General features: G+C 70.9%; 25 protein-coding genes. 7 read left to right on the forward strand and 18 right to left on the reverse strand.

What is annotated here, in order from left to right; genetic code table 11:
- Positions 1-75 precede the first annotated feature (75 nt).
- The 6 genes from ccsB to hemL all read right to left on the reverse strand — a co-directional run bounded on the left by ccsB (position 76) and on the right by hemL (position 6008).
- Entirely contained in the window at positions 76-1053 is a 978-nt protein-coding gene (gene ccsB / locus G6N19_RS06440; protein ID WP_193466009.1) for a c-type cytochrome biogenesis protein CcsB, read from the reverse strand.
- Positions 1054-2571, reverse strand: a complete 1518-nt coding sequence (locus G6N19_RS06445; RefSeq protein WP_232062665.1) for a cytochrome c biogenesis protein ResB — start codon at positions 2569-2571, stop codon at positions 1054-1056.
- Between the two features lie 110 nt (positions 2572-2681).
- Positions 2682-3461, reverse strand: coding sequence for a cytochrome c biogenesis CcdA family protein (locus G6N19_RS06450; protein WP_193466011.1), 780 nt, complete (start codon positions 3459-3461; stop codon positions 2682-2684).
- A complete protein-coding gene (locus G6N19_RS06455; RefSeq protein ID WP_193466012.1) occupies positions 3458-4075 on the reverse strand; it encodes a TlpA disulfide reductase family protein in 618 nt (205 codons plus the stop codon). The genes G6N19_RS06450 and G6N19_RS06455 overlap by 4 nt, the downstream gene beginning before the upstream one ends.
- 2 nt (positions 4076-4077) lie before the next feature.
- Positions 4078-4680: a histidine phosphatase family protein gene (locus tag G6N19_RS06460; RefSeq protein ID WP_013827465.1), complete on the reverse strand. Its 603-nt coding sequence runs from the start codon at positions 4678-4680 to the stop codon at positions 4078-4080.
- Positions 4680-6008, reverse strand: coding sequence for a glutamate-1-semialdehyde 2,1-aminomutase (gene hemL, locus G6N19_RS06465; protein WP_408632488.1), 1329 nt, complete (start codon positions 6006-6008; stop codon positions 4680-4682). The genes G6N19_RS06460 and hemL overlap by 1 nt, the downstream gene beginning before the upstream one ends.
- A gap of 85 nt (positions 6009-6093) precedes the next feature.
- On the opposite strand from hemL, the gene G6N19_RS06470 reads away from it, so the two are divergent.
- Positions 6094-6477, forward strand: a complete 384-nt coding sequence (locus G6N19_RS06470; RefSeq protein WP_193466013.1) for a nitroreductase family deazaflavin-dependent oxidoreductase — start codon at positions 6094-6096, stop codon at positions 6475-6477.
- Between the two features lie 2 nt (positions 6478-6479).
- On the forward strand, positions 6480-6860 hold the full coding sequence (locus tag G6N19_RS06475; RefSeq protein WP_013827462.1) for a nitroreductase family deazaflavin-dependent oxidoreductase: 381 nt from the start codon (positions 6480-6482) through the stop codon (positions 6858-6860).
- 13 nt (positions 6861-6873) lie between these two features.
- On the opposite strand, the gene G6N19_RS21555 is transcribed toward G6N19_RS06475, so the two are convergent.
- Positions 6874-8448, reverse strand: a complete 1575-nt coding sequence (locus tag G6N19_RS21555) for a PGRS repeat-containing protein (RefSeq protein WP_158019422.1) — start codon at positions 8446-8448, stop codon at positions 6874-6876.
- A 137-nt stretch (positions 8449-8585) separates the two neighbouring features.
- Here G6N19_RS21555 and G6N19_RS06485 point away from each other — a divergent pair, with 137 nt between their 5' ends.
- Positions 8586-9815 (forward strand): JmjC domain-containing protein, encoded by a 1230-nt coding sequence (locus G6N19_RS06485; protein ID WP_193466014.1) that lies wholly within the window; start codon positions 8586-8588, stop codon positions 9813-9815.
- A gap of 107 nt (positions 9816-9922) precedes the next feature.
- On the forward strand, positions 9923-11365 hold the full coding sequence (locus G6N19_RS06490; protein ID WP_193466015.1) for a PPE domain-containing protein: 1443 nt from the start codon (positions 9923-9925) through the stop codon (positions 11363-11365).
- Positions 11366-11370: 5 nt separating this feature from the next.
- Here the strand turns inward: G6N19_RS06490 and G6N19_RS21560 are convergent, their stop codons facing one another.
- Complete coding sequence (locus tag G6N19_RS21560) at positions 11371-12756, reverse strand: PPE family protein, SVP subgroup (RefSeq protein WP_013827458.1); 1386 nt, start codon at positions 12754-12756, stop codon at positions 11371-11373.
- A 165-nt stretch (positions 12757-12921) separates the two neighbouring features.
- Here G6N19_RS21560 and G6N19_RS06500 point away from each other — a divergent pair, with 165 nt between their 5' ends.
- The 3 genes from G6N19_RS06500 (at position 12922) to G6N19_RS06510 (ending at position 15846) form a co-directional block, all read left to right on the forward strand.
- Complete coding sequence (locus G6N19_RS06500) at positions 12922-13965, forward strand: ABC transporter permease (RefSeq protein ID WP_041319463.1); 1044 nt, start codon at positions 12922-12924, stop codon at positions 13963-13965.
- Positions 13966-13968: 3 nt separating this feature from the next.
- Entirely contained in the window at positions 13969-14949 is a 981-nt protein-coding gene (locus tag G6N19_RS06505; RefSeq protein WP_013827456.1) for an ABC transporter ATP-binding protein, read from the forward strand.
- A 66-nt stretch (positions 14950-15015) separates the two neighbouring features.
- Positions 15016-15846: an alpha/beta hydrolase gene (locus G6N19_RS06510; RefSeq protein WP_041316939.1), complete on the forward strand. Its 831-nt coding sequence runs from the start codon at positions 15016-15018 to the stop codon at positions 15844-15846.
- Positions 15847-15956: 110 nt separating this feature from the next.
- Here G6N19_RS06510 and G6N19_RS06515 read toward each other — a convergent pair whose 3' ends face one another.
- The 10 genes from G6N19_RS06515 to G6N19_RS06560 all read right to left on the reverse strand — a co-directional run bounded on the left by G6N19_RS06515 (position 15957) and on the right by G6N19_RS06560 (position 26057).
- Entirely contained in the window at positions 15957-18038 is a 2082-nt protein-coding gene (locus tag G6N19_RS06515) for a heavy metal translocating P-type ATPase (protein WP_193466320.1), read from the reverse strand.
- A 26-nt stretch (positions 18039-18064) separates the two neighbouring features.
- Positions 18065-18355, reverse strand: a complete 291-nt coding sequence (locus G6N19_RS06520; RefSeq protein ID WP_193466016.1) for a hypothetical protein — start codon at positions 18353-18355, stop codon at positions 18065-18067.
- Positions 18349-18903 (reverse strand): hypothetical protein, encoded by a 555-nt coding sequence (locus G6N19_RS06525; RefSeq protein WP_193466017.1) that lies wholly within the window; start codon positions 18901-18903, stop codon positions 18349-18351. Before G6N19_RS06525 ends, G6N19_RS06520 begins: the two co-directional genes overlap by 7 nt.
- Before the next feature lie 46 nt (positions 18904-18949).
- Entirely contained in the window at positions 18950-19954 is a 1005-nt protein-coding gene (locus G6N19_RS06530; protein ID WP_193466018.1) for a PHP domain-containing protein, read from the reverse strand.
- 98 nt (positions 19955-20052) lie between these two features.
- Complete coding sequence (locus tag G6N19_RS06535) at positions 20053-20493, reverse strand: hypothetical protein (RefSeq protein WP_193466019.1); 441 nt, start codon at positions 20491-20493, stop codon at positions 20053-20055.
- Positions 20490-21461 (reverse strand): porphobilinogen synthase, encoded by a 972-nt coding sequence (gene hemB, locus G6N19_RS06540; RefSeq protein WP_193466020.1) that lies wholly within the window; start codon positions 21459-21461, stop codon positions 20490-20492. Before hemB ends, G6N19_RS06535 begins: the two co-directional genes overlap by 4 nt.
- A 91-nt stretch (positions 21462-21552) precedes the next feature.
- Entirely contained in the window at positions 21553-23253 is a 1701-nt protein-coding gene (locus G6N19_RS06545) for a bifunctional uroporphyrinogen-III C-methyltransferase/uroporphyrinogen-III synthase (protein WP_041316936.1), read from the reverse strand.
- A gap of 44 nt (positions 23254-23297) precedes the next feature.
- Entirely contained in the window at positions 23298-24233 is a 936-nt protein-coding gene (hemC, locus tag G6N19_RS06550; protein ID WP_041316933.1) for a hydroxymethylbilane synthase, read from the reverse strand.
- A 5-nt stretch (positions 24234-24238) separates the two neighbouring features.
- Positions 24239-25618 (reverse strand): glutamyl-tRNA reductase, encoded by a 1380-nt coding sequence (locus tag G6N19_RS06555; RefSeq protein ID WP_013827446.1) that lies wholly within the window; start codon positions 25616-25618, stop codon positions 24239-24241.
- Positions 25619-25796: 178 nt separating this feature from the next.
- Positions 25797-26057, reverse strand: a complete 261-nt coding sequence (locus tag G6N19_RS06560; RefSeq protein WP_041316930.1) for a glutaredoxin family protein — start codon at positions 26055-26057, stop codon at positions 25797-25799.
- Positions 26058-26063 lie beyond the last annotated feature (6 nt).

Raw genomic sequence — 26063 nt, forward strand, 5'->3', positions numbered from 1 at the left:
CCCATCAGTTGGGTCGAGTCGGTGGGCAGTAAGCGCAGGGTAGCGCAGCCGCCCTAACGCTTTCTGTCAGCAGTGTTAGCCGACTCCGGCATACGAGTGCAGTCCCACCGTCACCAGATTGACGAAGAACAGGTTGAAAATCATCGCCACGAAGCCGGCGACGTTGATCCAAGCCGCCTTGTAATCGCGCCACCCGGCCGTCGACCTGGCATGCAAATAGGCGGCGTAGATGACCCAGGCGACGAACGAGACCGTCTCCTTGGGGTCCCAGCCCCAGTAGCGGCCCCAGGCACCTTCGGCCCAGATTGCGCCGAAGATCACGCCGAAACCGAACACCGGGAACGCGAAGATGGTCGTCCGGTAGGCGATGCGGTCCAGGGTTTGCGCGTCCGGCAACCGGCGCACCATCCGGGCCAGCGCACCGGGCGCGTCGGGGTCGCTCAGCCGCGTCGATCGCACCAGGAACAGGATGCTGGCCACCCCGGCGACCAGGAACACTCCGGAGCCGATGCTGACCACCGACACGTGGATCGGCAGCCAGTAGGACTGCAGCGCCGGCATCACCGGGGCGGCGGTGGCATAAAGCCAGCGCCCGGAGATCGTGAGCAGGATCAGCACCGGCAGCAGCACGAACACCCACAGGCTGCGGTATTGCGGGCGGCGCAGCGCGACCGCGGCGGCCAGCAGGCCGGAGAAGCAGGTCAGGTTGATGAACTCGTACATGTTGCCCCACGGCGGGCGCAGCGTGGCGGCGCCGCGGAACACGATGCAGGCCAGCAGCAGCGCGATGCCCAGGTAGACCAGGGCCAGCCCGGCCCGGCCCACCCGCTCGTCGAACGGCCGCCGGGACGCCGGCACCACCACCCCGGGGGTGGCGCTGTCGGCGCTGACCTTCCCGGCCGGTGCCAGCTCGGCCCCGGCGGAGCTGCGGGCGCGGCTGTAGGCCAGTTCGACGGCCAGCAGCAGCAGCGCGATCACCAGCACGATCAGCGCCGAGGTGAACGCCCAATCGGAGTAGCGTGCCAGCCCGACGTCGATATGGGTGCTATTCATCTAGTCCTCCTTGCCGGTGTCGAACCCGGCCAGCAATCGCGTGGTCAGTCGCTCGAACTCGTCACCCCAGCCGGAGTTGTCGGTGCGTGCCAGGCCGCCCAGCTCGACGTTGACGGTACCGGCCTGCCGCGTCGGCTCCGCGGTGATCCGGATCCAGATCCGGCGGCGGCGCACCACCAGCGACACCACCAGGCCGGCCATCATCGTCATCGCGAACACCAGCACCCAGATGTCGGCCGGGTCGTGGGACACCTGGATGTTGACGAACGGCACCGCGCCGTCGAACCGCACCAGGGTGCCGTCGTCGAGGCGGATGTGCTCACCGGCCTTCAGGTTGGACCGGGCCACCTTGGTCATCCGGCCCTGGTGGATCAGCCGGGAGTCCAGCGTGAACAGTCCCTGCGGACGGCCGGTGTCCAGGCCGGTGTCACCGCGGTAGACGTCGATGGCCACGGCGGGATCGCGCAGCGCCGGGAACGCCGACGACAGCAGTTTGTTGTCGAGTTCCTCGGTCGGCGCGAACAGCCCCTGGATCCCGATCTGGTGTTTGCGCCGCTCACTCGGATCGGGATAGGTCCCGGCCGGCGGGTCGAATCGCATGGCGCCCGACGACAGCAGGGTCAGCGGGTTGTCGGGACGGAACTGCACCGTCTGGGTGCGGGTCTGCCCATCGGGGAAGACCACGGTGAAGGTGGGCGCATAGCCGTGACCCTGCAGGTAGGCCCGCACGCCGCCCACCCGCAGCGGATGGTTGACCTCCAGCAGGTACGGGCGCCACTGGTCGGTGCTCAGATCATCGCCGACCTGGTAGTCGATGTGCGCGGTATACGCGGTGGCCAACCCGGAGTCCAGGTAGTTGGCGTCGAAGTCGTGGACCCGGATGCACATCGGGTGCAGTCGGGTGCCGTCGACGGTGGTGCCGGCGCGGAACGAGTCGAACGCCGCCGGTGACGCCGAACAGAACCCGGGACCGCCGTCGGCGATGACCATCACGTTGCCCTCGTAGCCGAACAGCCGGCCGGCCGCGACCGCGGCCAGCAGGCCCAGCAGCGCGAAATGGAAGGTGAGGTTCCCGAACTCGCGCAGATACCCCTTCTCCGCGGAGATCTCGACGGTGCCTTCCGGGGTGCGGGTGATGCGCCGCCAGCCCCGCAGCCGCCCGGCCAGCTCGGCGCCGAGCTCGTCGGGATCGCCGACCAGCTGCGCCTCGGCGTGCTTGGGAAGCCGGGCCAGGTTGCGCGGCGCGGGGACCGGGGTGGCGCGCAGGTTGCGCAGGTGCTCGAGGGTCCGCGGGGTCAGGCAGCCGACCAGCGAGATGCACAGCAGCACGTAGATGGCGGTGAACCAGAAACTGGAGAAGACGTCGAACGCCTCCAACTCGTCGAGCCACGGCCCCATCACCGGGTGCAGCGCCAGGTACTCGTCGACTTTGGCGGCGTTGAGGTTTCGTTGCGGCAGCAGCGCGCCGGGGATGGCGGCCAGCGCGAGGAGGAACAGCAGCACCAGCGCGGTGCCCATGGAGGTCAGCGCGCGCCAGGTGTTGCGTAGCAGCGCGAGCAGGCGCGAAAGCCCCTTGAAGCGCGCCGTTTTGGGGGCTTTGGTGTCTGCTCGCGGGGGTGATGCGACCATCAGATCGGCAGCCTGACATCGGAGACCAGCCCGTCACGCACCGCGGCCACGAACTGGCCCCAGGCGCCGGTGACCAACGCTAATCCGACCGCGATCAGCAGCACCCCGCCCAGGATCTGGATGGTCCGGGTGTGCCGGCGCAGCCAGCCCAGTCCGGCCACCGCGCTGGCCGAGCCGAAGGCCAGCGCCACGAACGGGATGCCCAGCCCCAGGCAGTAGGCGATCACCAGCACCACCCCGCGGGCCACGCCGGAGCCGTCGGTGGCCGAGGCGACCGCGATCACCCCGGTCAGGGTCGGCCCCAGGCACGGTGTCCAGCCCAGCGCGAACACCGCTCCCAGCAGCGGCGCGCCCAGCACCGTCGAGAGCTGCCGCGGGTTGAAGCGGACCTGGCGTTGCAGCGCCGGCACGAAGCCGATGAACACCAGTCCCATCGCGATGGTTACCACACCGCCGATCCGCTCCAGCAGCACCTGGTTGCTGATCAGCGTGGTGGTCATGCCGAGCACGGCGATCGAGCCCAGCAGGAACACCGCGGTGAACCCGGCGACGAACAGTGCCGCCGACCCCGCCACCCGCCACCGGGCGGCCGGTGGAGCTTTCAGGGTGCCCGGCTCCGGTGTCTCGTCGATACCCACCACCGCCGCCAGGTACGACAGGTAGCCCGGCACCAGCGGCACGACGCACGGCGAGGCGAAGGACACCAGTCCGGCCAGCGCCGACACCGCGACGGCCAGCAGCAGCGGGCCGGTGGTGGCGATCGCGGTCAGGCTGCTCACTGCGGCGCCCCGGTGCTTTCAGCGCTTTCAACGCTTTCTGAGACCAGCCGTGCCACTACCGGCTGCAGGTCTTCGGCGAGCACCTCGCGCAGGAACACCGCAGCCACCCGGTGTTGCCGGTCGAGCACCATGGTCGCCGGGATGACCGATGACGGAAACCGGCCGCCGAAGGCGATCATGGTGCGCATCGCCGGGTCGTAGATCGACGGATAGCTGACCTTGCGGTCGGTGATGAAGTCACGAGGCGCCTGCGGTTCGGGGTCGCGGACGTCGATGCCCAGGAACGCCACTCCTTGGGAGCGGGTCTCGTCGTAAACCTGCTGCAGTTGGGAGATCTCGGTGCGGCACGGACCGCACCACTGCCCCCACACGTTGAGCACCACGACCTTGCCGGCGAAGTCGTCGACGCCGATGGTGCGCGACGGGTCCATCAGGTCGGGCCCGGAGATCGGGCCGGGCTTCCCACGATCGGCCGGCGGGTCGTAGAAGATGTCGGTCTTGCCGCCGGGCGAGACGAACTCGAAGGTGCCGCCGTGGGTGACGGCGTCGTCACCGGTCGAGCAGCCTGAGACCAGGGCGGCCGCCACCACCCCGGCGATCAGCACCGCCCGCATCGTCAGCCGCCGGACGGGACACGGTAGTCGACGTCGACCAGCCGATCACCGTCATAGATCAGCGTGGTCACCGAACCCACGTCGCACTGGCGCCGGCGCGGGTCGTGCCAGAGCCGGTTGCCGCTGAGGTGCTGCCGCACCGTCCACACCGGTAGCTGGTGGCTGACGCACACCACCTCGTGACCGGCGGCGCGGGACCGTGCCTTGTCCACCGCGGTGGCCATCCGCGCGGCGATCTCGGCATACGGTTCGCCCCAGGTCGGGGTGAGCGGGTTGCGCAGCTGCCACCAGTACCGCGGGTTGCGCCAGGCGCCGTCACCGGGTGAAACCCGTTTGCCCTCGAAGACGTTGGTCGACTCGATGAGATTGTCGTCGGTGTCGACCGGCAGGTCGTGTCGGGCGGCGATCGGCGCGGCGGTCTCCTGGGCGCGCTGCAGCGGCGAGGCGATGACCGCGACGATGTCGGCATCGGCCAGCATCTCGGCGGCGGCGACGGCCTGCGCACGGCCCTTCTCGGAGAGTCGGAAGCCGGGGATGCGGCCGTAGAGAATGCCGTCGGGATTGTGGACCTCGCCGTGGCGGATCAGGTGTATGCGGGTCTGCATCAGGGTTTCGGCTCTCCGGTGGTGGCGGCGGCGCGCGCGGCGGCCGGCAGTGCCGCGGCGATTCGTTCGAACGCCTCGTCGCTGAGCGCAGCCGAGACGAACCAGGCCTCGAAGGCGCTGCAGGGCGGGTAGACGCCGGCATCGAGCAACGCGTGGAAGAACGCCGGGAACCGCCAGGTCTGGCTGGCCTTGGCGGTGGCGAAATCGGTGACCGGCTGCTCGGCGAAGAACACGCTGAACATGTTGCCGGCGCGCGGAATCTGGTGCGGCACACCGGCGTCGGTCAACGCTTGCGACAGCAGCGCGGTCAGCCGGTCGGCGTTCTCATCGAGGGCGGCGTAGACGTCGGCGTCGGCGGCCCGCAGCGTGGCCAGCCCGGCGGCGACCGCCACCGGGTTCCCGGACAGCGTGCCGGCCTGATAGACCGGGCCCAGCGGTGCCAGCCGGTCCATCACCTCGGCCCGGCCGCCGAACGCCGCGGCCGGCAATCCGCCGCTGATCACCTTGCCGAAGGTGAACAGGTCGGCATCCACCGGATCCAGCCCGTACCAGCCACTGGCGCTGACCCGGAAGCCGGTCATCACCTCATCGACGATCAGCAGCGCTCCGTGTTCGCTCGCGATCGCCCGCAGCTCGGCGTTGAAGCCGGGCGCCGGCGCCACCACGCCCATGTTGCCGGGGCTGGCCTCGGTGATGACCGCGGCGATCTGGTCGCCGAACTCGCTGAACGCTGCGCGCACCGCGGCAACGTCGTTGTAGGGCAACACGATGGTGTCGGCGGCGGTGGCACCGGTGACGCCCGGCGACGACGGCAGCCCCAGGGTGGCCACCCCGGAGCCGGCGTCGGCCAGCAGCGCGTCGACGTGGCCGTGGTAGCAGCCGGAGAACTTGACGACCTTGGGCCGGCCGGTGACGCCGCGGGCCAGCCGCAACGCGCTCATGGTGGCCTCGGTGCCGGAGTTGACCAGCCGGATCTTGCTCACCGCCGGCACCCGGGCGATGATCTCGGCGGCCAGCTCGGTCTCGGTGCGCGTCGGCGCCCCGAACGACAGACCGCGGCCGGCGGCTTCACGGACCGCGTCGACGACCGCCGGATGGGCATGGCCGAGGATCATCGGGCCCCAGGAGCAGACCAGGTCGACGTAGCGGTTGCCGTCGGCGTCGGTGAGCCAGCAGCCCTGGGCACGGTCGATGAACGGCGGGGTGCCGCCGACGGCGGCGAAGGCGCGGACCGGTGAGTTCACCCCGCCTGGGGTGACCGCGCAGGCCTGCTCGAACAGCCGCGCGGATGCCGCCGTGACACGATCCGCACTCACCACGACGACCAGTGTCCCAGCTCGCGCGGCTCCGCCGACTACAGGGTGTAGTTGACGGGGGTTGAGGTGATCGTGCGCTCGGGGTTGGATGACCATCATGCAACTACCGCAACGGCTGGCCCGGTTCAACCGGCATGTCACCAACCCGATCCAGCGGATGTGGGCCGGCTGGGCGCCTTCATTCGGCATCCTCGAGCACGTCGGCCGACGCTCCGGCAAGCCCTACCGCACCCCGCTGAGCGTGTTCAGCACCGACGACGGGGTGGCGATCCTGCTCACCTACGGCCCGGACCGGGACTGGCTGAAGAACATCATCGCCGCCGGTGGCGGCAGAATGCGCCGCCACGGCAAGACCTTCGCGGTGAGCAACCCGCAGGTGGTCACCAAAGCCGAGGCGGCGCAGCACGTGCGCGGCCGGGCCCAGGCGGTCTTCGCGCGGCTGCCGTTCGAGCAGGCGGTGCTGCTGACCAGGCTGGACTGAGGATGCAGTTCTCCGAGCGGCGCGCCCGGTTCAACCGGGTGGTGACCAATCCGCTGTTCCGCCCGATCTCGGGCTGGGTGCCGATGTGGTCGATCATCGAGCACACCGGCCGTCGCTCCGGTGCGACGTACCGCACCCCGGTCTCGATGTTCCACACCGCCGACGGCGTCGCGGTGCTGCTGCCCTACGGCACCGGCCGGGACTGGGTGAAGAACCTGCAGGCCGCCAACGGCGGGCGAGCCAAGATGGGTGGCAAGACCTTTGCCGTCACCAACCCGCGGGTGGTGCCGACCGGCGAAGCCGCCGGGCTGCTGAAGTCGCCGTGGCGCCAACTGCTCGGGCGCGCCGGCGTGGCGCACACCCTGCTGCTGGACCGGGCCTGACGCCGGCGGCGCGTCACCCCGTTTCCGTGCCGGGTGCGCCCGGCTGCCCCGGGGGTCCGTCCGGGTTGCCGGGCCCACCGGCGCCCGCCGCACCGGCCGCGCCGGCCTCGACGCCATCGCCGCCGTTTCCGCCGTCACCACCGCCTCCGCCCGGACCGACCGCTCCGCCGGCAGCGGGAGCGCCGCCCGCACCGCCGGTGCCCCCGGCGCCGCCGGCGGTCGCGGCGGCGCCGCTACCGGCGTCACCGCCGTTTCCGCCGAGGCCCCCGGTTCCGCCGTCGGGATGATCGGCCGTACCGGCACCACCGGCCCCACCGGTGCCGCCCTTGCCGCCGGCGCCGCTCTCGCCGGCGTAGGGGTGGCCGAGCATGCCCACGGCGCCGTCACCGCCGTCGCCACCGTTGCCGGCCGTGGCGGACCACGACCCGGCCGCACCGCCGTTTCCACCGGCGCCGGCCGCCCGACCGTGGCTGGGGACACCTCCGTAGCCGCCGGCGCCGCCGTCGCCACCATGGCCGCCGTTGCCGCCGTCGCCGTCCGGCGAACCGGCCAGGCCGTCGCCGCCGTTACCACCCGGGGCACTGAAGCCTCCCGGCCCGGCGTTGCCCATGAACACCAGGTCGCCGGCGTTGCCGGCCGCGCCGCCGTCCCCGCCGTTGCCCCCGCTGGGGTGATCCTCGGTGCCGGCGCCGCCGTTGCCGCCGTAACCGCCGGACCCGCCCGGGCCACCGAAGCCGGCCACCCCGTTTCCGCCATCGCCGGCGTCACCGCCGTGGCCGCCGTCGCCGCCGCCGTTGCCCCAGCCGCCGTCGCCGCCGTCCCCGCCGCGACCGCCGGCGCCGAACAATGAGATGGCGTCGCCGCCGAGCCCGCCGGTACCGCCGTCGCCCGCCGGGCCGGTGATGCTGTCCAGGCCGTCACCGCCCCAGCCGCCTTCGCCGCCGTTGCCCAGCAGCCACCCACCGGTCCCCCCGACGCCGCCGTCGCCGCTGGCGCCGCCGTCCCCGCCCCAGCCGCCGTTGCCGATCATCTTCGCGTCGCCGCCGTCGCCGCCGGTCACCCCCGCGGCGATGTTCTCGTCGCTGCCCGCGCCGTAGCCGTTGCCGCCGTCGCCGAACAGCCAACCGCCGTCGCCGCCGTCGGGGTGGTCGACGGTTCCGTCGACACCGTCGCAGATCAGGCCGCAGGCGCCGTCAAAAGCGAAGAGCGGGTTGATGATCGGGTCGATCAAGGCGCCGGGACCCATCATCCACAAGGTGCCCAGGTCGTGGATGGTGGCGTAGAGCTGATTCTGGACCAGCCCGGCGAAAACGACCTCCACGACCGATGTCCAGGTATAGATGTCGGTGCCCACCTGGCCGAGATCCAGCGTGTCCCCGGCGGTCGCGCCCGGGTCGGCCAGCGCGAAATCGTCGAAGAACTGATCCAGCGAGAACAGGTCGTCGAAGTCGGCTCGGGCCGGCGCGGTGGCGACCGGGCTCAGTCCCAGCGCCAGGAACGTGCCTACCGATGTCGCGGCGCCCACCACTCGACTGCCGGGGTGGCGAACGGGGCGATGGGTTCGGCTCTCAGCGCACTGACGGGGCATTCGCCGACTGTAGCCAGCGCAACTCCCATGCCACAACTGAGGAACTTAAATCGATGTTCGTCAGTATGTGAGGATCGATACAGCGGTATTGGCCCGCACTCGCTGGGTTAACACTTGGCCGTCGCAGGTGTATTTTTGTGCCGGTGTCGGCCGACGATGGCTACGGAGTGTTCCCAGGTTTCGAGTTCCCGCTCGCCTGGCTGCTGGCGCCGGTGACGGTGCAGACCTTCCTCGACGAGCTGTGGGGCGCCGCGCTGCATCACATCGGCCGGGACCGTGCCGACTACTTCGACGGGCTGTCCGGGCTCGCGACGGCCGGGCAGCTGCTGGAGTCGCTGCGCACCGAGCCGTCCGCGGTGCGGCTGGTGCGCGGAGCCGACCATCTGGCCCCGGAGCAGTACACGCTCGCCGACGGCACCCTGGACCTGGGCCGAATCCACGCGGAGCTGGAGAACGGCTACACGATCATCTGCAACAACATCGAGAAGTACCTGCGCCCGATGTCGACGCTGACCCACGGCGTCGAGGTCGAACTGAATTTCCCGACCCACGTCAACGCCTACGTCACCCCGCCGTCCGCCGTGGGTTTCCTGCCGCACTACGACCACCACGACGTGCTGGTGCTGCAGATCCAGGGCCACAAGACCTGGTACTTCTACGGCGACGAGCCGATACCGCCGCACCTGATGCAGCAGCTGCACGAGGTCGATCCGGCCGGCCCGCCCGAGCCCACCAGCCTGCACCTGAGCGCCGGGGACACCCTGTATGTGCCTCGGGGGCGGGTGCATTCGGCCGAGACGACGTCGGAGTCGTCGCTTCATCTGACGGTGGGTATCCACGTGCCGACGGTGCTCACGCTGCTGACTCACACGCTGCAACTGTTGAGCCTGCGCGACGACGTCGTGCACACCCGGCTGCCCGCAAGGCATTTGGACGACCCACAGCTGCAAGCCGGCCTGGGCGCGGTGGTCCGGGATGCGCTCGCCGCGGTCGAGACCCCCGCTGCGCTGGCGGAAGGCCTTGGCGCCATGCAGGATCTGCTGGTGCGCCGCGCCCGCTGCCCGGTGGTCGGACAGGTCGCCGACACCGTCGGGATCGATGCCGACACCCTGGTGCGCAAGCAGCAGCCACTCTATTCCCGGGTGACCCGGACGGTGGACGGCGTCGGCCTGCAGTTCGCCCAATTGGTCGTCAGCGCCCGCCCCGATCATGAAGCCGCGATGCGGTTTCTGTCCGATGCCACCGAGTCATTCCGGGTCGGTGAACTACCCGGGCTGACTGCCGCCCAGCAGCTCGAGTTGGTCCGGAGCCTGATCATGAGCGGCTTTCTGGTGCGGGCGTGCGCCAGCGCACCATTGAGTCCATGAATGCGGACGATATCGACCTTATTCGCACGCATTCAGAGGAATCTTCCAGGAAATAATCGCGATTTGAGGATTAAGATTCGATTATTAACGGGTCAGGGAAGGCAGCAATGACGGAGCCGATCTGGATGGCGTCACCACCGGAGGTGTACTCGGCATTGCTGAGCAACGGTCCGGGCCCGGGCCCGCTGCTGGCGGCCGCCGGCATGTGGGACGCGTTGAGCGCCGAATACACGGAGGTGGCACAGGAACTCTCCGCCATGCTCTCCGCGGTGCAGGCCGGATCCTGGCAGGGCCCCAGTGCGGAATCCTATGTGGCAGCGAATGTTCCGTATCTGGCCTGGCTGAGCAAAGCTGGCGCCGATGCCATGGCATTGGCCACCCAACACCAAACCGCCGCCGCCGCCTATACTTCCGCGCTGGCCACGATGCCCACGCTGGCCGAACTGGCTGCCAACCACGCCATTCACGCGGTGCTGGTGGCGACGAACTTCTTCGGGATCAACGCCATTCCGATCGCCCTCAACGAGGCCGACTACACCCGGATGTGGGTGCAGGCGGCCACCACGATGTCGACGTATCAGACCGTGGCGGGCGCCGCGGTGGCGTCCGCTCCGGCCGCGTCGACCGCCCCGACGGTGCTCAACCCCGATACCCCGCAGCACCGCGACCACCAGCATCGGTCCGACCAGGCCCCCACCCAGGACTTCGGCAACATCTACCAGCAGAGCTGGTGGACGACTCGGATCGCCGAGATCAACGAGGCCATCCAGGCCGATCTTGCCGGCAACAACCCGCTCGTCAGCCTGATCAGCGACCCGGTGCTGATGACGATCGCGCCGCACTACGCGGGCGAGATCGTGCTGGGGATAGCGCCGGCCGTGACGTCGCTGACCGAGACCATGCTCGCGCTGGTCGCGCCCGCGTCACCGCTGGCCGGCTTCGCCGGTGTCGCCGGCCTGGCCGGCTTGGCCGGGATCAACGTTCCGGCAGCGCCGGCGCTGCCCGCCCCGGCTCCACCGTTGCCCGTCGCCGCCGCTCCAGCCGGCCTGGCGGCCCCGCCGGCCCCCGCGCCGGCGGCTCCCCCGGCTATGGCCCCGCCCACCCTGGCACCGGCGGCGACCGTCGGTGGCGGCGTCCCGGTGATGCCGCCGCCGATCACCGGCGCCGAGACGGCGGCATTCCCGTACCTGGTCGGCGCCGGACCGTCCTACGGGGCGGCGGCGAAGATGCGCGTCGCCGCGCCCGCGGCGGCCCAGCGGTCGCAGGCGCCCGCTGCCGCGGCGGCGACCACTGCGACGGCCAGTCAGGCGCGGCGACGCCGACAGCGCGAGACCCTGACCGATCCGGGCAACCGCTACGAATACCTCGACCCCGGCGGGATCGCGGCGTCGGCCAGCGGCGCGGGCCAGCTGGGGTTCCGGGGCACCGTTCCACACGAGACAGGTTCTGCGGTAACGGGATTGACCACCCTGACCGACAGTACCGCGGGCCCGGCGGCGCCGATGCTGCCGCACACCTGGGAGAAGCCCGACGACCCGGCGCCCGGCTGAACCGGTCACTGGCCCAGCAGGCGCATCTTCTGCTCGTTGTACTCGTCGTTGGTGATCAACCCGCGATCGCGTAACTCGGCGAACTCGCGGATCTCGGCGGCGATGCCCATCGCCGTCGGCCCGGGGGCACCCTCGGCGTCACCGGAAGCAGCGGGCGCGGCGGCGGCCGCGGGCTGCGGCAGCTGGACTTTCGGTGCCACATCCGCGCCGCCGCGCCCGCGACTCACCGAACCTGCCAGGGCGCTGCCGCCCATGCCCGCGAGCGCCATCTGACTGAAAGCACCGCCGGCGCCGGCGAGCGAACCGGCCGGTGCGGCGCCCACACCCGGGCCGGCCAGCGGCGTCGTGTAGGACAGGGTCTTGATCTCCGGGGCGTTGGCGGCCCAGCTGATCGGCACCGACAGTTTCCCCGCCGAGACCGCCTCGCCCATCGACGCCGACATCGACACCGTATTCGCCGAAGACAGCGCGTCGCCGATGAAGCCACCCGGCCGCGACGGGGTCAACGGCGAGAACAGGTCGATGTTGTGCAGGATCTCGTACTCGACCTGTTCCAGCCGGTCCTGCTGGTAGAGGATCTCCCGCGTGCTGGCGTCGGCCGCCATCCAGGCGCCGGAGGCCAGCACCAGCCCGACCACCTGCGCTGCGCTCAGCCCCGCGATGTCGCTGAGGCTCGGCAGCGTGATCAGATCCTCGAGGCCCTGGGCCGCCCCGGGCACCGTCGCCGCTGCCGCCTGCAGCATCGAGTTGTTCGGCGCTCCGAAGATCCCCGAGGCCAGCTCGCCCAGCAGCGACTGGACGTTCGACGACGACGAGGTGGCTTCGGCCGCCCCGGTCGCGGCGGCCTGACTGAGCGGTCCGGCCGGATTGCTGGTCTGCGGTGGCTGCTGGAAGGGCGTCAGCCCGGTGGCGGCGGCCGAGGCCGCGGCGTAGGAGTACATCGCGGCGGCGTCCTGCGCCCACATCTCGCCGTAGGCGGCCTCATTGGCGGCGATCGCCGCGGTGTTGGTGCCCAGCACGTTGCTGGCGACGAGCAGCAGCAGCTGCGCCCGGTTCGCGGCGACCACCGTAGGCGGCACCGTCGCACTGAACGCCGCCTCGTAGGCGGCGGCCGCGGCGTTCGCCTGCGCCGTCGTGTGGTCGACCTGCGCCGCGGTGGCGGCCATCCAACTCGCATAGCGCGCCGCCGACTGCGCCAGCGCCAGCGACGCCGGTCCCAGCCAGGCCTGGCCGGTCAGCTCGGCGATCACCGACTCATAGGAGGTGACCGCCGCGTGCAGTTCCGCGGACAACGCGCCCCAGGCCGCGGCGGCGGCCCGCATCGGGGTGGAACCGGGGCCGGTATAGATGCGCAGCGAGTTGACCTCCGGCGGCAGGGCAGCGTAGTTCATCACTGACCCCCTCCCTGGGCACGGACCGACGTAAACCGGCGTGAGTGTATTTGTAGCCGAAAAGCGCCCGGCAGGCCGGGGATTGTGGATATGCGGAGGGCGGGTGCGGCGACCTGCCGAGATACCGGTCACAGCCGCACGCTGCGATAACATGCGCGCGTGCGGATGCTGATCACCGCGTTGCGCGACCTGCAGTGGCGGCTGCGCCGGTTCATCGTCGCCGCCGTCGGCACCGCGATGGTGTTCGCCCTGACCCTGGTGCTGGCCGGACTGACCCACGGCTTCCGGGTCGAGGCCGAGCACGTCGTCGACTCGCTGGGCATCGACAGCTACCTGATCCAGACGGCCGCGGTCGGTCCGTTCATGGGCTCGTCACGGTTCCCGCAGAAGGAGGCCGGGGATGTCGCCGCGATCTCCGGTGTCGAGGCGGCGCTGCCGGTGGTCTACGGCAACACCATCCTGCAGGACGGCGAGGCGCCGCTGAACGTGAATGTCTACGGGGTGCCCAAGGCCGCGATGCCGCCGATCACCGCGGGGCGCGCACCGACCGAGCCCAACGAGATCGCGATGTCCGCCACGCTGAAACGCGCCGTCGGCGATGATGTCGAACTGGGCGCGGGCAAGCTGCGCATCGTCGGGCTGGTGGGGAAGTCGACGACGCTGGCCGGGCAACCCAACGCCTTCCTGACCGTGGCGGGCGCACAACGGCTGATGTATTCCGGGCAGCCGGTGGCCTCGGCGATCGGCCTGCGGGGCACCCCGGCCGAGGTGCCGGAGGGCTACCGGGTGGTGGATCGGGCCGCCGCCGTCGACGACATGGTGCGCCCGCTGGCCGGGGCGCAGATGGCGCTGTCGTACATGTCGGTGCTGTTGTGGGGCGTCGCCGCGCTGATCGTGGGCTCGCTGATCTACCTGTCGGCGCTGGAGCGCACCCGCGACTTCGCGGTGTTCAAGGCGCTGGGTGTCACCACCGGGATGGTGCTGGCCGGGCTGGCGCTGCAGGCGGTGACGGTGGCGGTGGCCGCGGCGGTGCTCGGCGGGGCCCTGGCGGTCGCGATCGGCCCGCTGTTCCCGATGCTGGTGGCGGTGACCACCTCGTCGTTCGCGCTGCTGGTGCTGACCGCGGTGGGCATCGGACTGCTGGCCAGCCTGGCCGGCCTGCGGCACGCGGTGGCCGTCGACCCGGTGCTGGCGTTCGGGGGGCCGTAGGCCATGGGAGACCTGCGGATCAACGATCTGGTCATCGAATACGCCACCGGCAGCGGCGAACCGATCCGGCCGATCCACGGCCTGAGCCTGGAGATTCCGGCCGGCTCACTGGTGGTGGTCCTCGGGCCCAGTGGCTGCGGCAAGACCACCTTGCTGTCGTGTCTGGGCGGCATCCTCAGCCCGACCAGCGGCCAAATCCGGTTCGGCGCCACCGAGGTCACCGCGTTGAGCCGCCGGGAGATCACCTCCTACCGGCGCCGCACCGTCGGCATCGTGTTCCAGGCGTTCAACCTGGTGGCCAGCCTGACCGCGCTGGAGAACGTGATGGTGCCGATGTGGGCGGCCGGCTGGACACAGTGGTCGGCCACCGAACGCGCCCGGGACCTGCTCACCCGCGTCGGCCTGGCCGACCGGACCCACCACCGGCCCGGCCAGCTCAGCGGCGGTCAGCAGCAACGCGTCGCGGTGGCGCGCGCCCTGGCACTGGACCCGCCACTGATCCTGGCCGACGAACCGACCGCGCAACTGGACTTCGTCCGGGCCGGCGAGGTCGTGCAACTGTTGCGGGTGCTCGCCGCCGGGGACCGCGTCGTGGTGGTGGCCACCCACGACACCCGGATCGTGCCGCTGGCCGACATCGTCATCCAGCTCTCGCCCACCGCCACGCCGGCGCGGGCCCAGCAGGCGCCGGTGCGGCTGGGACCCGGCGCGGTGCTGCTGGAACAGGGCACCGTGGAGGACCTGATCTACGTCGTCACCGAGGGCGAGGTGGAGATCGCCCCGGAGTCCTCCGGTACCGGCGGCGGCCTGCTCAAGATCGGCAAACCGGACAACTACGCCGGCCAACTCGGGCCGATGGTCCGTATCCCCCGCTCAGCGACGGTCCGCGCGCCGCGCGAGGCGACCGTGGTGAGCTACACCGTCGAGGCGTTCCGCCAACAGTTCGGCCAGCCGCCGACGCCCGACGTTCCTGACGATTCCTAACGAACCCGTATCAACCTGATCGGTGGCGCGGCGTGCCTGACCAACTGCGACGCGGGCCAGGAAATAATGACCGTCATGGCTGATGTGACCCGCCGGGCTGCGTTGCGCCTTGGGGTCGGTGCCGCGGGGGCTGCAGGCCTGTTCGGAGTGGGTGTCGCGCGGCAGCCGGCCGTGTCACGGGCCACCGGGAACACCTACCCCACGCGGGAATCCGGGTCGTTCGTGTCCGCGGCCCGCGGCGGGGTGGAGACCAACTGGATCATCGCCCGGCCGCCCGGGCAGACCGCGCCGCTGCGCCCGGTGATCGCGCTGCACTGCAAGGACGCCGACGCCGCCTGGGTGATGGATCTCGGCGTCGAGGAGGAGTTGGCGCAGCTGACGGCGTCGGGGCGGCCGCCGTTCGCCGTGGTGGCCGTCGACGGCGGCAACAGCTACTGGCGACCGCACGGCTCCGGCGAGGACGCCGGGGCGATGGTGCTGGGTGAGCTGATCCCGATGCTGGCCGACAAGGGCATCGACACCTCGCGGGTCGGGTTCATGGGCTGGTCGATGGGCGGCTACGGCGCGATGCTGCTGGGCACCCGCCTGGGCCCCGCGCGGACCGCCGGGATCTGCGCGATCAGCCCGGCGATCTACATGACCTACTTCGGCGCGCCGGCCGGGGCGTTCGACAGTGTCGACGACTGGCGGACGAACTCGCCGTTCAGCCTGGTGCCGCAGCTCGCCCACATCCCGCTGCGGGTGGATTGCGGCACATCGGACAGCTTCTACTACGCGACCCGAAGCTTCGTCGGCCAGCTGAATCCGCCGCCGGCGGGCGGATTCTCACCGGGCGGGCATGACGTGTCCTACTGGCGAGCGCAACTGCCCGCCCAGTTGGCCTGGCTGGATTCCTGAGTTCGTCGGCCGGTTGCCGCCGAGTGTGCGCTCAGGGCAGTCGGACGCGCGAAAACACGCCCGGAATGCACACTGGGGGCCGGTTGACCGGGTCAGACGATTCGCGGACACTACCGCGCGAACCGCCGTAACCGCAGGCTGTTGGTCACCACCAGAACCGACGACGCCGCCATCGCCGCACCGGCGATCATCGGGTTGAGCAAGCCGGCCGCCGCCAGCGGAATCGCGGCGACGTTGTAGCCGAACGCCCAGACGAGGTTCTGCCGGATGATGCGCAACGTGCGCGCCGAGAGCCGCAGCGCGGTGGGGACCGTGCCCAGGTCACCGCGGACCAGGGTCAGGTCGCCGGCCTCGATGGCGGCGTCGGTGCCGGTGCCCATCGCCATCCCGATGTCGGCGGTGGCCAGCGCGACCGAGTCGTTGACGCCGTCGCCGACCATCGCCACCCGCCGGCCCTGCGCCTGCAGCTGCTTGACGGCGTCGGCCTTGTCGGTGGGCAACACGTTGGCGATGACATCGGCCGGGTCGATCCCGACCTCGCCGGCGACCTTGCGGGCCACGGCCGCGCCGTCGCCGGTGAGCAGCATCGGTGTGATGCCCATGGCCTTGAGCTCATCCACCGCCGCGGCGCTGCTCGATCGCACGGTGTCGGTCAGCGTGATGGTCCCCCGGGTCCGGCCGTCCCAGCAGACCTCGACGGCGGTCCCGGTCTCATGGGCGGCCGCCGATCGGGTGACCTCGACCCGCACCCCGTCGACCACCCCGCTCACCCCGTGCCCGGTCCGGCTGGCGAACTCGCTCACCCGCCCGATGGGCAGCCCGGCCGCTTTGGCGCCGGCGACGATGGCCGCGGCGATCGGATGCTCGGATCCGGATTCGACGGCGGCGGCGCGCGCCAGCACGGTGTCGGGGTTCTCGCCGCGGTCGACCGCGAGGCCGCCGACGGTCATCACGCCGGTGGTGACCGTTCCGGTCTTGTCGAATACGACGGTGTCGATGTCCTTGACGGCCTCGAGGACCTGCGGGTTCTTGATCAGGATGCCCAGCTGCGCGCCGCGGCCGGTGCCGACCAGGATGGCGGTCGGGGTGGCCAGCCCCAGCGCGCACGGGCAGGCGATGATCAGCACCGCCACCGCGGCGGTGAACGCCGCCGCGGCGGATTGCCCGGCCAACAGCCACCCGGCGAGGGTGAGCGCGGCGATCACCAGCACCACCGGCACGAACACCGCCGACACCCGGTCGGCCAGCCGCTGGATCGACGCCTTGCCGGCCTGGGCGTCTGTGACCAGCTTGGCCATCCGGGCCAACTGGGTGTCGGCGCCCACCTTGGTGGCGCGGACCAGCACCAGTCCGGTGGTGTTGAGTGACCCGCCTAAAACGTCGGCGCCGACTCCCACTTCGCTGGGCAGTGACTCACCGGTCATCGCCGAGGTGTCCAGCGCGGTGGCGCCGTCGATGACGACGCCGTCGGTGGCGATGCGCTCGCCCGGCCGGACCACGACGACATCACCCACCCGCAGGTCGGCGATCGGCACCCGGGTCTCCTTCAGCCCGTCCGGGCCGCGCCGCATCACCGCGGCGTCCTTGGCGCCGAGTTCCAGCAGTTCGCGTAGCGCCGCGCCCGCCGAACGTTTGGCGTGCGACTCGGCATAGCGGCCAGTCAACAGGAAGACGGTCACCACCGCCGCCACCTCGAAATACAGATGGCCGGCCCCGGTGAGGACCGCGACCGCCGACCACAACAAGGCCGCCACGGTGCCCAGCGACACCAGGGTGTCCATGGTGGCGGCGCCATGGGCGGCGTTAGCCAGCGCGGCACGGTGGAACGGGTAGCCGCCCCACACCACGATCGGGACCGTCAGCGCGAACACCACCCAGCCCCAGCCGCTGAACTGCCAGGCCGGCACCATCGACAGCGCCACCACCGGCGCGGCCAGCAGCACCGAACCGATCAGCCGGGGACGCAGTTGCCCGGCCGGCACGTCAGCGTGTTCGGCCGGGTGCTCGTGCGCCGCACCGATCACCGCGGCCTGGTAGCCGGCCGATTCCACGGCCCGCAGCAGCTCATCGGCCGAGACGGTGTCGTCATGCTCGACGTGGGCGCGCTCAACCGCCAGATTCACCGTGGCGTGCACCCCGTCGAGCGCGTTCAGGCCGCGCTCCACCCGCGCCGCGCACGACGCACAGGTCATTCCGCGTAGTTCCAGGTCGGTGGTGATCACCCCGTCGATGATACCCCCGCGGGGTATATGGGCTCCGATTGGCGACGGGCCCGGCGCAGCCGCGCCGTACCGGTCACCGCCAGCACACCGGCGGCCGTCGCCAACAGCAGCGCCAGCAGCAACATGCGCGGATGGTAGGTCACCGAGGTGGTGGCCGGTTCACCGTCGATCACCGGCGCGACCAGGACCAGGTAGCGAACGTGCGCCCAACTCACCGCGCAGCCCAGCGCGGCAGCACCGGCCAGGGTGAGCTCGACGCACCCCCGGACGACCGGAGTGCTCACCATGACGATTCTTCGGCGTCGTCGTCGACGTCGGGCGAGGTGAGCTCGCCGGGCGGAATCGCCTCGGGAAGCAACTCGGTCAGCGCGGCACGCAGCCTGCGGTGATCCCGCGCCCAGGCCTGCACTGTGCGCCGCCCGCTCAGCCGCAGTCCGATACCCACCCGACGGCGCGGCACCCCGCTCAACTCGCCCAGCGCCCGGGATTCCTGCCACTTCTCCGGTTGGGCTTTGCCCCAGCCGGTCGGCCGCTTGGCCTCGGGGTAGATCATGACGATCTCGGCGAGCCGCAGCGTTTCGGTGCCTTGCCGCAGCGTGTCGCGGGTGAGTTCGACGGAGGTGTGGATCCGCGCCGCCTTCACCTGAATGGCGAGCATGCCGGAGACCAGCGCCGTCATGATGGCCGGGATCAACGGCTGGAACTCACCGCCGCCGGAGTTCTGGATCAGCAGCAACAGCCCGCCGGCGACCGGACCGAGCAGCACCCAATACCAGCTGGCACCGCATTCGAAGAACAGCGGTGCGGGCGGTGCCGTCGGCTCGGGTTCAGACATGTCGGGTCAGCCTAACGCGGTTACCGGGCCGCCCGGCGCGGGACTCTCAGGCCGTCGCCCAGGCCAGCAGCTCCTCGACCGGCCACGTGTTGACAATCCGCTCGATCGCAATCTCGGCGTCGAGCGCGCGCTGGGCGCCGAAGCCGAGGAAGTCGAGTTGGCCCGGGGCATGTGCGTCGGTGTCAATGCTGAACAGACACCCCACCTCGTGCGCGAGATGCATTAGTCGGGTTGGTGGGTCGCGTCGTTCCGGGCGGCAGTTGATCTCCACTGCGGTGTTGTGCTCGCGGCAGGCGGTGAACACCGCCTCGGCATCGAACTGCGACTCCGCCCGTCGGCCGCGCCCACCGGTCACCAGCCGCCCGGTGCAGTGCCCGAGCACGTTGACCCGCGGATCGGAGACCGCGCGCACCATCCGCCGCGTCATCGCGCCCGACTCCATCGCCAGCTTGGAGTGCACGCTGGCGACCACGATGTCGAGTCGCTCCAGTAACTCGGGCTCCTGATCCAGGCTGCCGTCGTCGAGGATGTCGACCTCGATGCCGGTCAGGATCCGCAGCGGCGCAAAGTGCTCCCGCAGCCCGTCGATCACCTCGAGTTGGTGGCGTAGCCGCTGCGGTGAGAGCCCGTTGGCGATGGTCAGCCGCGGAGAATGATCGGTCAGCGCGCAGTAGTCATGCCCCAGCGCCACCGCGGTGGTCATCATCTCCTCGATCGGCGCTGAGCCGTCCGACCAGTCCGAATGCAGATGCAGGTCCCCGCGCAACGCCGCGCGCAACACCCCACCACCCAGATCCGCCGCCTCGTCGCGCAGTCGCACCAGGGTGTCGGGCTGCCCACCGGCCCAGGCCTGCGCAATCACCGCGGCGGTCTTCGGTCCGATGCCAGGCAGAGACTGCCAGCTCTCGGCCACGCCATGGCGGCGCCGCTCGTCGTCGCCCAGGGCCTCGATGACGTCGGCGGCGCGGCGATAGGCCATCACCCGACGCGGGTCCTCGCGGGCCCGGTCCTTGTAGAACGCGATCTGGCGCAGTGCCTCCACCGGATCCATTACCCCAGTCTGCCGCGCCCGCGACCTCGCTCGAGGGGAAGCGGTTCGTGTCCCTGCCGTCGGTTACGGGGCGGGCCCGGCGGCACCGGCTGATCCGGCTAGCGGGTCAGGTACTCCTGGGCGTCGGAGCGGTGCAGCAGGAAGGTCCCGGCGGCGATCAGCACCGATCCGACGATGCCGGTGACCGCGATGGTCACCGCGACCGCCGGCCTCGGATCGGGGTGTGACAGCCCGCTCATCGCGTACGCCACCGACGCGATCGCTCCGCCGGTCAACACGGTGCGGGCCCACCGGTACCCGGAGCGCATCAGCACCAGGAAGGTCGCCACCACCACGACCATCACCAACGCGGTCAGGCCGATGATCGGGTAAGTCACCGGCATCTCGGCGAGTTCCGGGGCAACCAGCAGGCTCACCACGTATCCGGTCGTCATCAACGGCAGCGCGGACAGCCAGAGCCAGAACCCGGTGTCGACATCGGCCGGCCGGGCGGGCCGGGTCGCCGCCGGTGGCCGCGACCCGACATCCGGACCCGTCATGCCAGCCAGCCGGCCGCGTCGACCGCCCAGTAGCTCAGCACGATGTCGGCGCCGGCGCGCCGGATGCCGATCAACGACTCGAGCGCGGCGGCCCGCCCGTCGATCCAGCCGTTGGCCGCGGCAGCGGCGATCATCGCGTACTCCCCGGACACCTGGTAGGCGGCGACCGGGACCGGGGAGAGATCCGCGGCAGCCGCGATCACGTCCAGGTAGCTCATGGCGGGTTTGACCATGACGATGTCGGCGCCCTGGGCGAGATCGAGGGCTACCTCGCGCAGTGCCTCGCGGGCATTGCCCGGCTCCTGCTGGTAGCTGCGGCGGTCGCCTTGCAGACTGGAGGCGACCGCGTCGCGGAACGGGCCGTAGAACGCCGACGCGAATTTCGCCGCGTAGGCCAGGATCACCACGTCGCTGTGCCCGGCGGCATCCAGCCCGTCGCGGATGGCGGCGACCTGGCCGTCCATCATCCCGCTGGGACTGACCACGTGTGCGCCGGACTCCGCTTGTGCCACCGCCAGCTCCACGTAGCGATCCACGGTCGCGTCGTTGTCGATGCGGCCGCGGTCGTCGAGCACACCGCAGTGGCCATGGTCGGTGAACTCGTCCAGGCAGGTGTCGGCCATCAACACGGTGGCGTCCCCGAGATCAGCGGCCAGCTCCCGCAACGCGGTGTTGAGGATCCCGTCGCGGTCGATGCCCGCGGCGCCGGTGGCGTCCTTGTCCGCCTCGGCCGGAACGCCGAACAGCATCAGGCCGCCCACCCCCGCGGCCACCGCGTCGGCGGCCGCGGCCCGCAGCGAATCGCGGGTGTGCTGGTAGACACCGGGCATAGAAGGGATGGGGCGAGCTTCCGTTATCCCGTCGGCGACGAACATCGGCAACACCAGATGCCTTGGCTCCAAAGAGGTCTCGGCCACCAGCCGGCGCAGCGCCGGCGTGGACCGCAGCCTGCGCGGACGCTCGATCATGCGTTGACGCTGCGGTGAGGGCGGACGCTACTCGCACTTCTCCGCCGTGGACGCAGCGTCAACGTGAGACAGGTCATCGCCGCACTCGCGATCAGCGCCGGCGGCTCTTCTTGCGCGGCGGCGGCAGGGCGCCCTCGGCACGCAACCGGGCGGCGTGCTCGGCCAGCGCGTCGACCAGCGGACCGACCGCGGCCGTCTCGGGCTGCACGTCGACCCGCAACCCGAATTCCGCTGCCGTCTCGGCGGTCTTGGGGCCGATGCAGGCCACGATCGTGCGGGCGTGCGGCTTGCCGGCGATGCCGACCAGGTTGCGCACCGTGGAACTCGACGTGAAGCACACCGCGTCGAATCCGCCGGTCTTGATCATCTCCCGGATGGTCGCCGGCGGCGGGGCGGCCCGCACCGTGCGGTAGGCGGTGACGTCCTCGATCTCCCAACCCCGCTCACGCAGCCCCTCGGCCAGCGTCTCGGTAGCGATGTCGGCGCGCGGCAGCAGCACCCGGTTCACCGGATCGAAAACGTCGTCGTAGGGCGGGAATTCGTCGAGCAGGCCCAGCGAGGACTGCTCCCCGGCGGGCACCAGCTCGGGGCTGATCCCGAACGCCCGGACCCGCTCGGCGGTCGCTTCGCCGACACAGGCGATCTTCACCCCGGAGAATGCGCGGGCGTCCAGCCCGAATTCACCGAACTTCTCCCAGACCGCACGTACCGCGTTGGTCGAGGTGAACACCACCCACTGGTAGCGGCCGTCGACCAAACCCTTGACGGCCCTTTCCATCTGGGCGGGGCTGCGCGGCGGTTCCACGGCGATGGTGGGCACCTCGACAGGCGAGGCGCCGTGCCCGACCAGCTTCTCGCTCATCTCGCCGGCCTGATCCTTGGTGCGCGGCACCAGCACCGTCCAGCCGTACAGCGCGCGGCTCTCCCACCAGTTCAGCTTGGCCCGGTTGTTCACCGTCTTGCCGATGGTCACCACCAATGGACCGGCGGCGGTCTCCTGACCGTTGGGCAGGATGACCGGGTCGATGCTGGCCAGCGACGCCGGGTCGGTCAGCGCGCTGAGGCTGGCCTCCACCGAGCGCTGTGCGCAGGTGGTGCCCGAGGTGGTGACCACGCACGGGGTGGCGTCCGCGAGGCCGTATTCGATCAGCGTGCGAGCCGCCTCGGGCAGGTGCGAGGTGGTGGCCTGCAGGATCAGCGGGCCCGGGGCCGCAGCCAGGGCGGCCCAGTCGACGTGCGGGTCGCGGACGTCGGCAACGGTGTGCGACGAGCCGAGCGGCAGGCCGGCGTAGGTGGGCACCGCGCTGGTGGCGGGCAGTCCCGGCACGATCTCGAACTGCACGGTGGTGCGGGCTACCGCGTTGACCTCGGTGATGACGGAGTCGACGGACAGCGGGTCGCCGGCCACCAGACGCACCACGTCGGCGCCGGAGCGCGCCTCGGCGGTCAGGATCTTGGCCACCTCGGCCGGTTCGCCCAGTGCGGGACGGATGTCGGGCCCGCCCGGGACGGTCGCGGCGGCGTCTTCGGCGTCGGCGGCGCCTTCCTGGGCCGTATCGGTCTTGTCCGCCTTGGGGTCCGGCGGCACCGGCCCGGCGATCGGGGGCAGGTCCGTGCCGACCAGCCCCAGCACCGCCTCGGGCACGTCGGGGTCGACGAACACCAGCGCGGCGTTCGTCAGCGCCGTCCGCGCCCGCGCCGTCAGCAGGCCCGGGTCACCCGGACCCGAACCGACGAACACAATGCGGCCCGGCTTGGGCTTCTGCCCTCGCACGCTCACTTGGCGAGCCATTCCCTACTCCCAGTCACTTCAGCCACTTCCGAACGCGGCTGTCTTCACCGCGCGTCCGACATGAGCTCGCGCGCACCCAACTCGAACAGTTCCGCCGCGACCGACACGCCCAATTCCCGGGCTCGGTCCGGACTGCCGATGCCGGACGCGCGGATCACGTCGGATCCGTCCAGCGCCGCCACGCAACTGCGCAGCGACAGCTCTTCGAAGACCCGGCCGTCCTCATCGATCGACTCGACCACCTCGGCGATCGCGCCCACCGGTGCGGAACAACCCGCCTCCAGTTCGGCGAGCAGGGTCCGCTCCGCGGTAACCGCCTGGCGGGTGTCGGTGTCATCCAACTCCGCCAGCAACGCCGCCAGCCCGGTATCGCCGGCGCGGCACTCCACCGCGAGCGCACCTTGGGCCGGAGCCGGCAACATCTGCACCGGCTCCAGCGTCTCGGTGATCGCGTCGAGGCGTCCGATACGGGCCAAACCCGCTCGGGCTACCACGATGGCGTCGAGTTCTCCGCTGCTTACCCTGTTCAACCTGGTATCTAGGTTGCCTCGTAGGGGGCGAATTTCCAAACCGAGACCCAGTGCTCTAAGCTGTGCGGCCCTTCGCGGCGACGAAGTGCCCAGCCGGGCGCCGGCCGGCAACTCCCCCAACACCAAACCGTCCCGCGCCACCAGTGCGTCCCGGGGGTCCTCGCGCGCCGGCACCGCGGGCAGCAGAAACCGCGGGTCATCGGCGGTGGGCAGGTCCTTGTGCGAGTGCACCGCGGCGTCGACCCGGCCGTCGAGAATGGCCTCGCGCAGCGCGGCGGTGAACACCCCCACCCCGAGGTCGGCGATCGGTCCCGACGAACGGTCCCCGATGGTGCTGATCATGACCAGTTCCGCGGGGTGTCCGGCGGCCACCAGAGCGTCACGAACGGTCCCGGCCTGAGTGGTGGCCAGCAAGCTGGCCCGGGTACCGATACGGATTAGTTCTCCCAAAACGTCTACCCGGCCGGCCCGGTTTCGGCGCCGACGTCGATTCCGTCTGACACCACCGGCAATTCGCCGGCGGTCGCCACGGCGTCCACGGCGGTCGGGTCGAGCTCGAACAGCTCGCGCAGCGCCTCGGCGTAACTGTCGCCGCCGGGGGAGCTGGCCAGCTGCTTGACCCGCACGGTGGGGGCGTGCAGCAGCTTGTCGACGACGCGGTGCACGGTGCGCGCCACTTCCTCGCGCTGGGCGGTGTCCAGGCCCGGCAGCCGGTGGTCCAGCCGCAGCAGCTCGGCGGTCACCACGTCGGCGGCCCGCTGCCGCAGCGCGGTCACCGTCGGGGTGACCTCGGCCATCCGCTGCCCGGCCAGGTAGGTGGCGACCTCGCGGGCGACGATGCCGTGCGCGGCGTCGGTGTCGGAGGTGGCGACCTGCGCCGACGGCTCGCGCTGGATCCGTTCCATGTCGACGACCTGCACGCCGGGCAGTCCGGCGACCGTGGCGTCGACATCGCGCGGCATGCCCAGATCGCAGATCACCAGCGGCTGGGTCGCCTCGTCGCGATTGCCGCCGACCAGCGCATGGTGCACATCGGCCAGCGACACGACCGGGCTCACCGCCCCGGTGCAACAGACCGCGACGTCGGCGTCGGTCAGCGTTGCCGCCATCCGTTCCAGGCTGACGGCGTCGGCCGCGGCGCCGCTCTCGCGGATCTTGTGGGCCAGCCGCTGGGCGCGCGACAGCGAGCGGTTGACGACATGGATGCGCTCCACGCCGGCGCGTACCAGGTGGGCTGCGGACAGCGCACCCATCGATCCCGCGCCGATCACCACCGCCGTTCGCCCCTGTAATGCGTTCTCGCCGAGCTGTTTCGCGGCGATATCCAGGGCGACCGACACCACCGACGCGCCGGCGGCGTCGATTCCGGTTTCGGAGTGCACCCGTTTGCCCACCGACAGCGCCCGCTGCGCCAGTTCGTGCAGCACCCGGCCGACGGTGTTGTTGGCCTCGGCGGAGGCGTAGGCGCGGCGCACCTGCCCCAGCACCTGCTGCTCGCCGACGACCGCCGAATCCAGCCCGCTGGCCACCGAGAACAGGTGCTCGACGGCCGCCTCGCTGTAGCGGACGTAGGCGTACTTGGTCAGGTCGGTCATCGACATGCCGGAGTGCTCGGAGAGCACCTGCCCGACCGCCGACAGCCCGGCGTGGAAGGCATCGACGACGGCGTAGACCTCGACCCGGTTGCAGGTCGACAGAATCATCGCCTCTGTGACGAGCGGCGATTCCAGCACCTGCGCGACGATCTTGGCCTGATCGGGTTCGGCGGTGCTGAGCTGCTCGAGTACTGAGACCGGGGCGCTGCGATGCGAGACCCCGAAGAGCAGGACGCTCACGGCAATATCACCTGGTCCGCTCCTTGCTGTCACCCGTGAACAAACTTGACTCCACGGTAGAGGCTAAAGCGCTGGGCCACCAAATTTGTTCGATTGTTCGTCTGCTCGACACCATCGGAGTGTGCGGTTTCGTCCCCGGTCCGCCGCTTGTCGCGCCGCAATCCGCGCAGTCGGCGGGTCAGCGGCCGGCCAGGTCGGCGCGCAACCGGGCCTCGTCGACCTCCCAGTAGCTGTGTTCGCGGCCGTCGAGTAGCACCACCGGCAACCGGTCGCCGAATTCGGCCCGCATTGCGGTGTCACCGGCCCTGGCGGCGGCGTCGACGTCGGTGGTGCGCAGGTCGAACCCGAGTTCGGCGGCCAGTTGCGCCAACTGGTCGTGCACCTTGACGCAGACCGCGCAGCCGTCGCGGGTCAGCAACTGCACCTCTGGGCGGGTCATTGCCCC

This window comes from Mycobacterium novum (assembly GCF_010726505.1).
Classification (GTDB): Bacteria; Actinomycetota; Actinomycetes; order Mycobacteriales; family Mycobacteriaceae; genus Mycobacterium; species Mycobacterium algericum.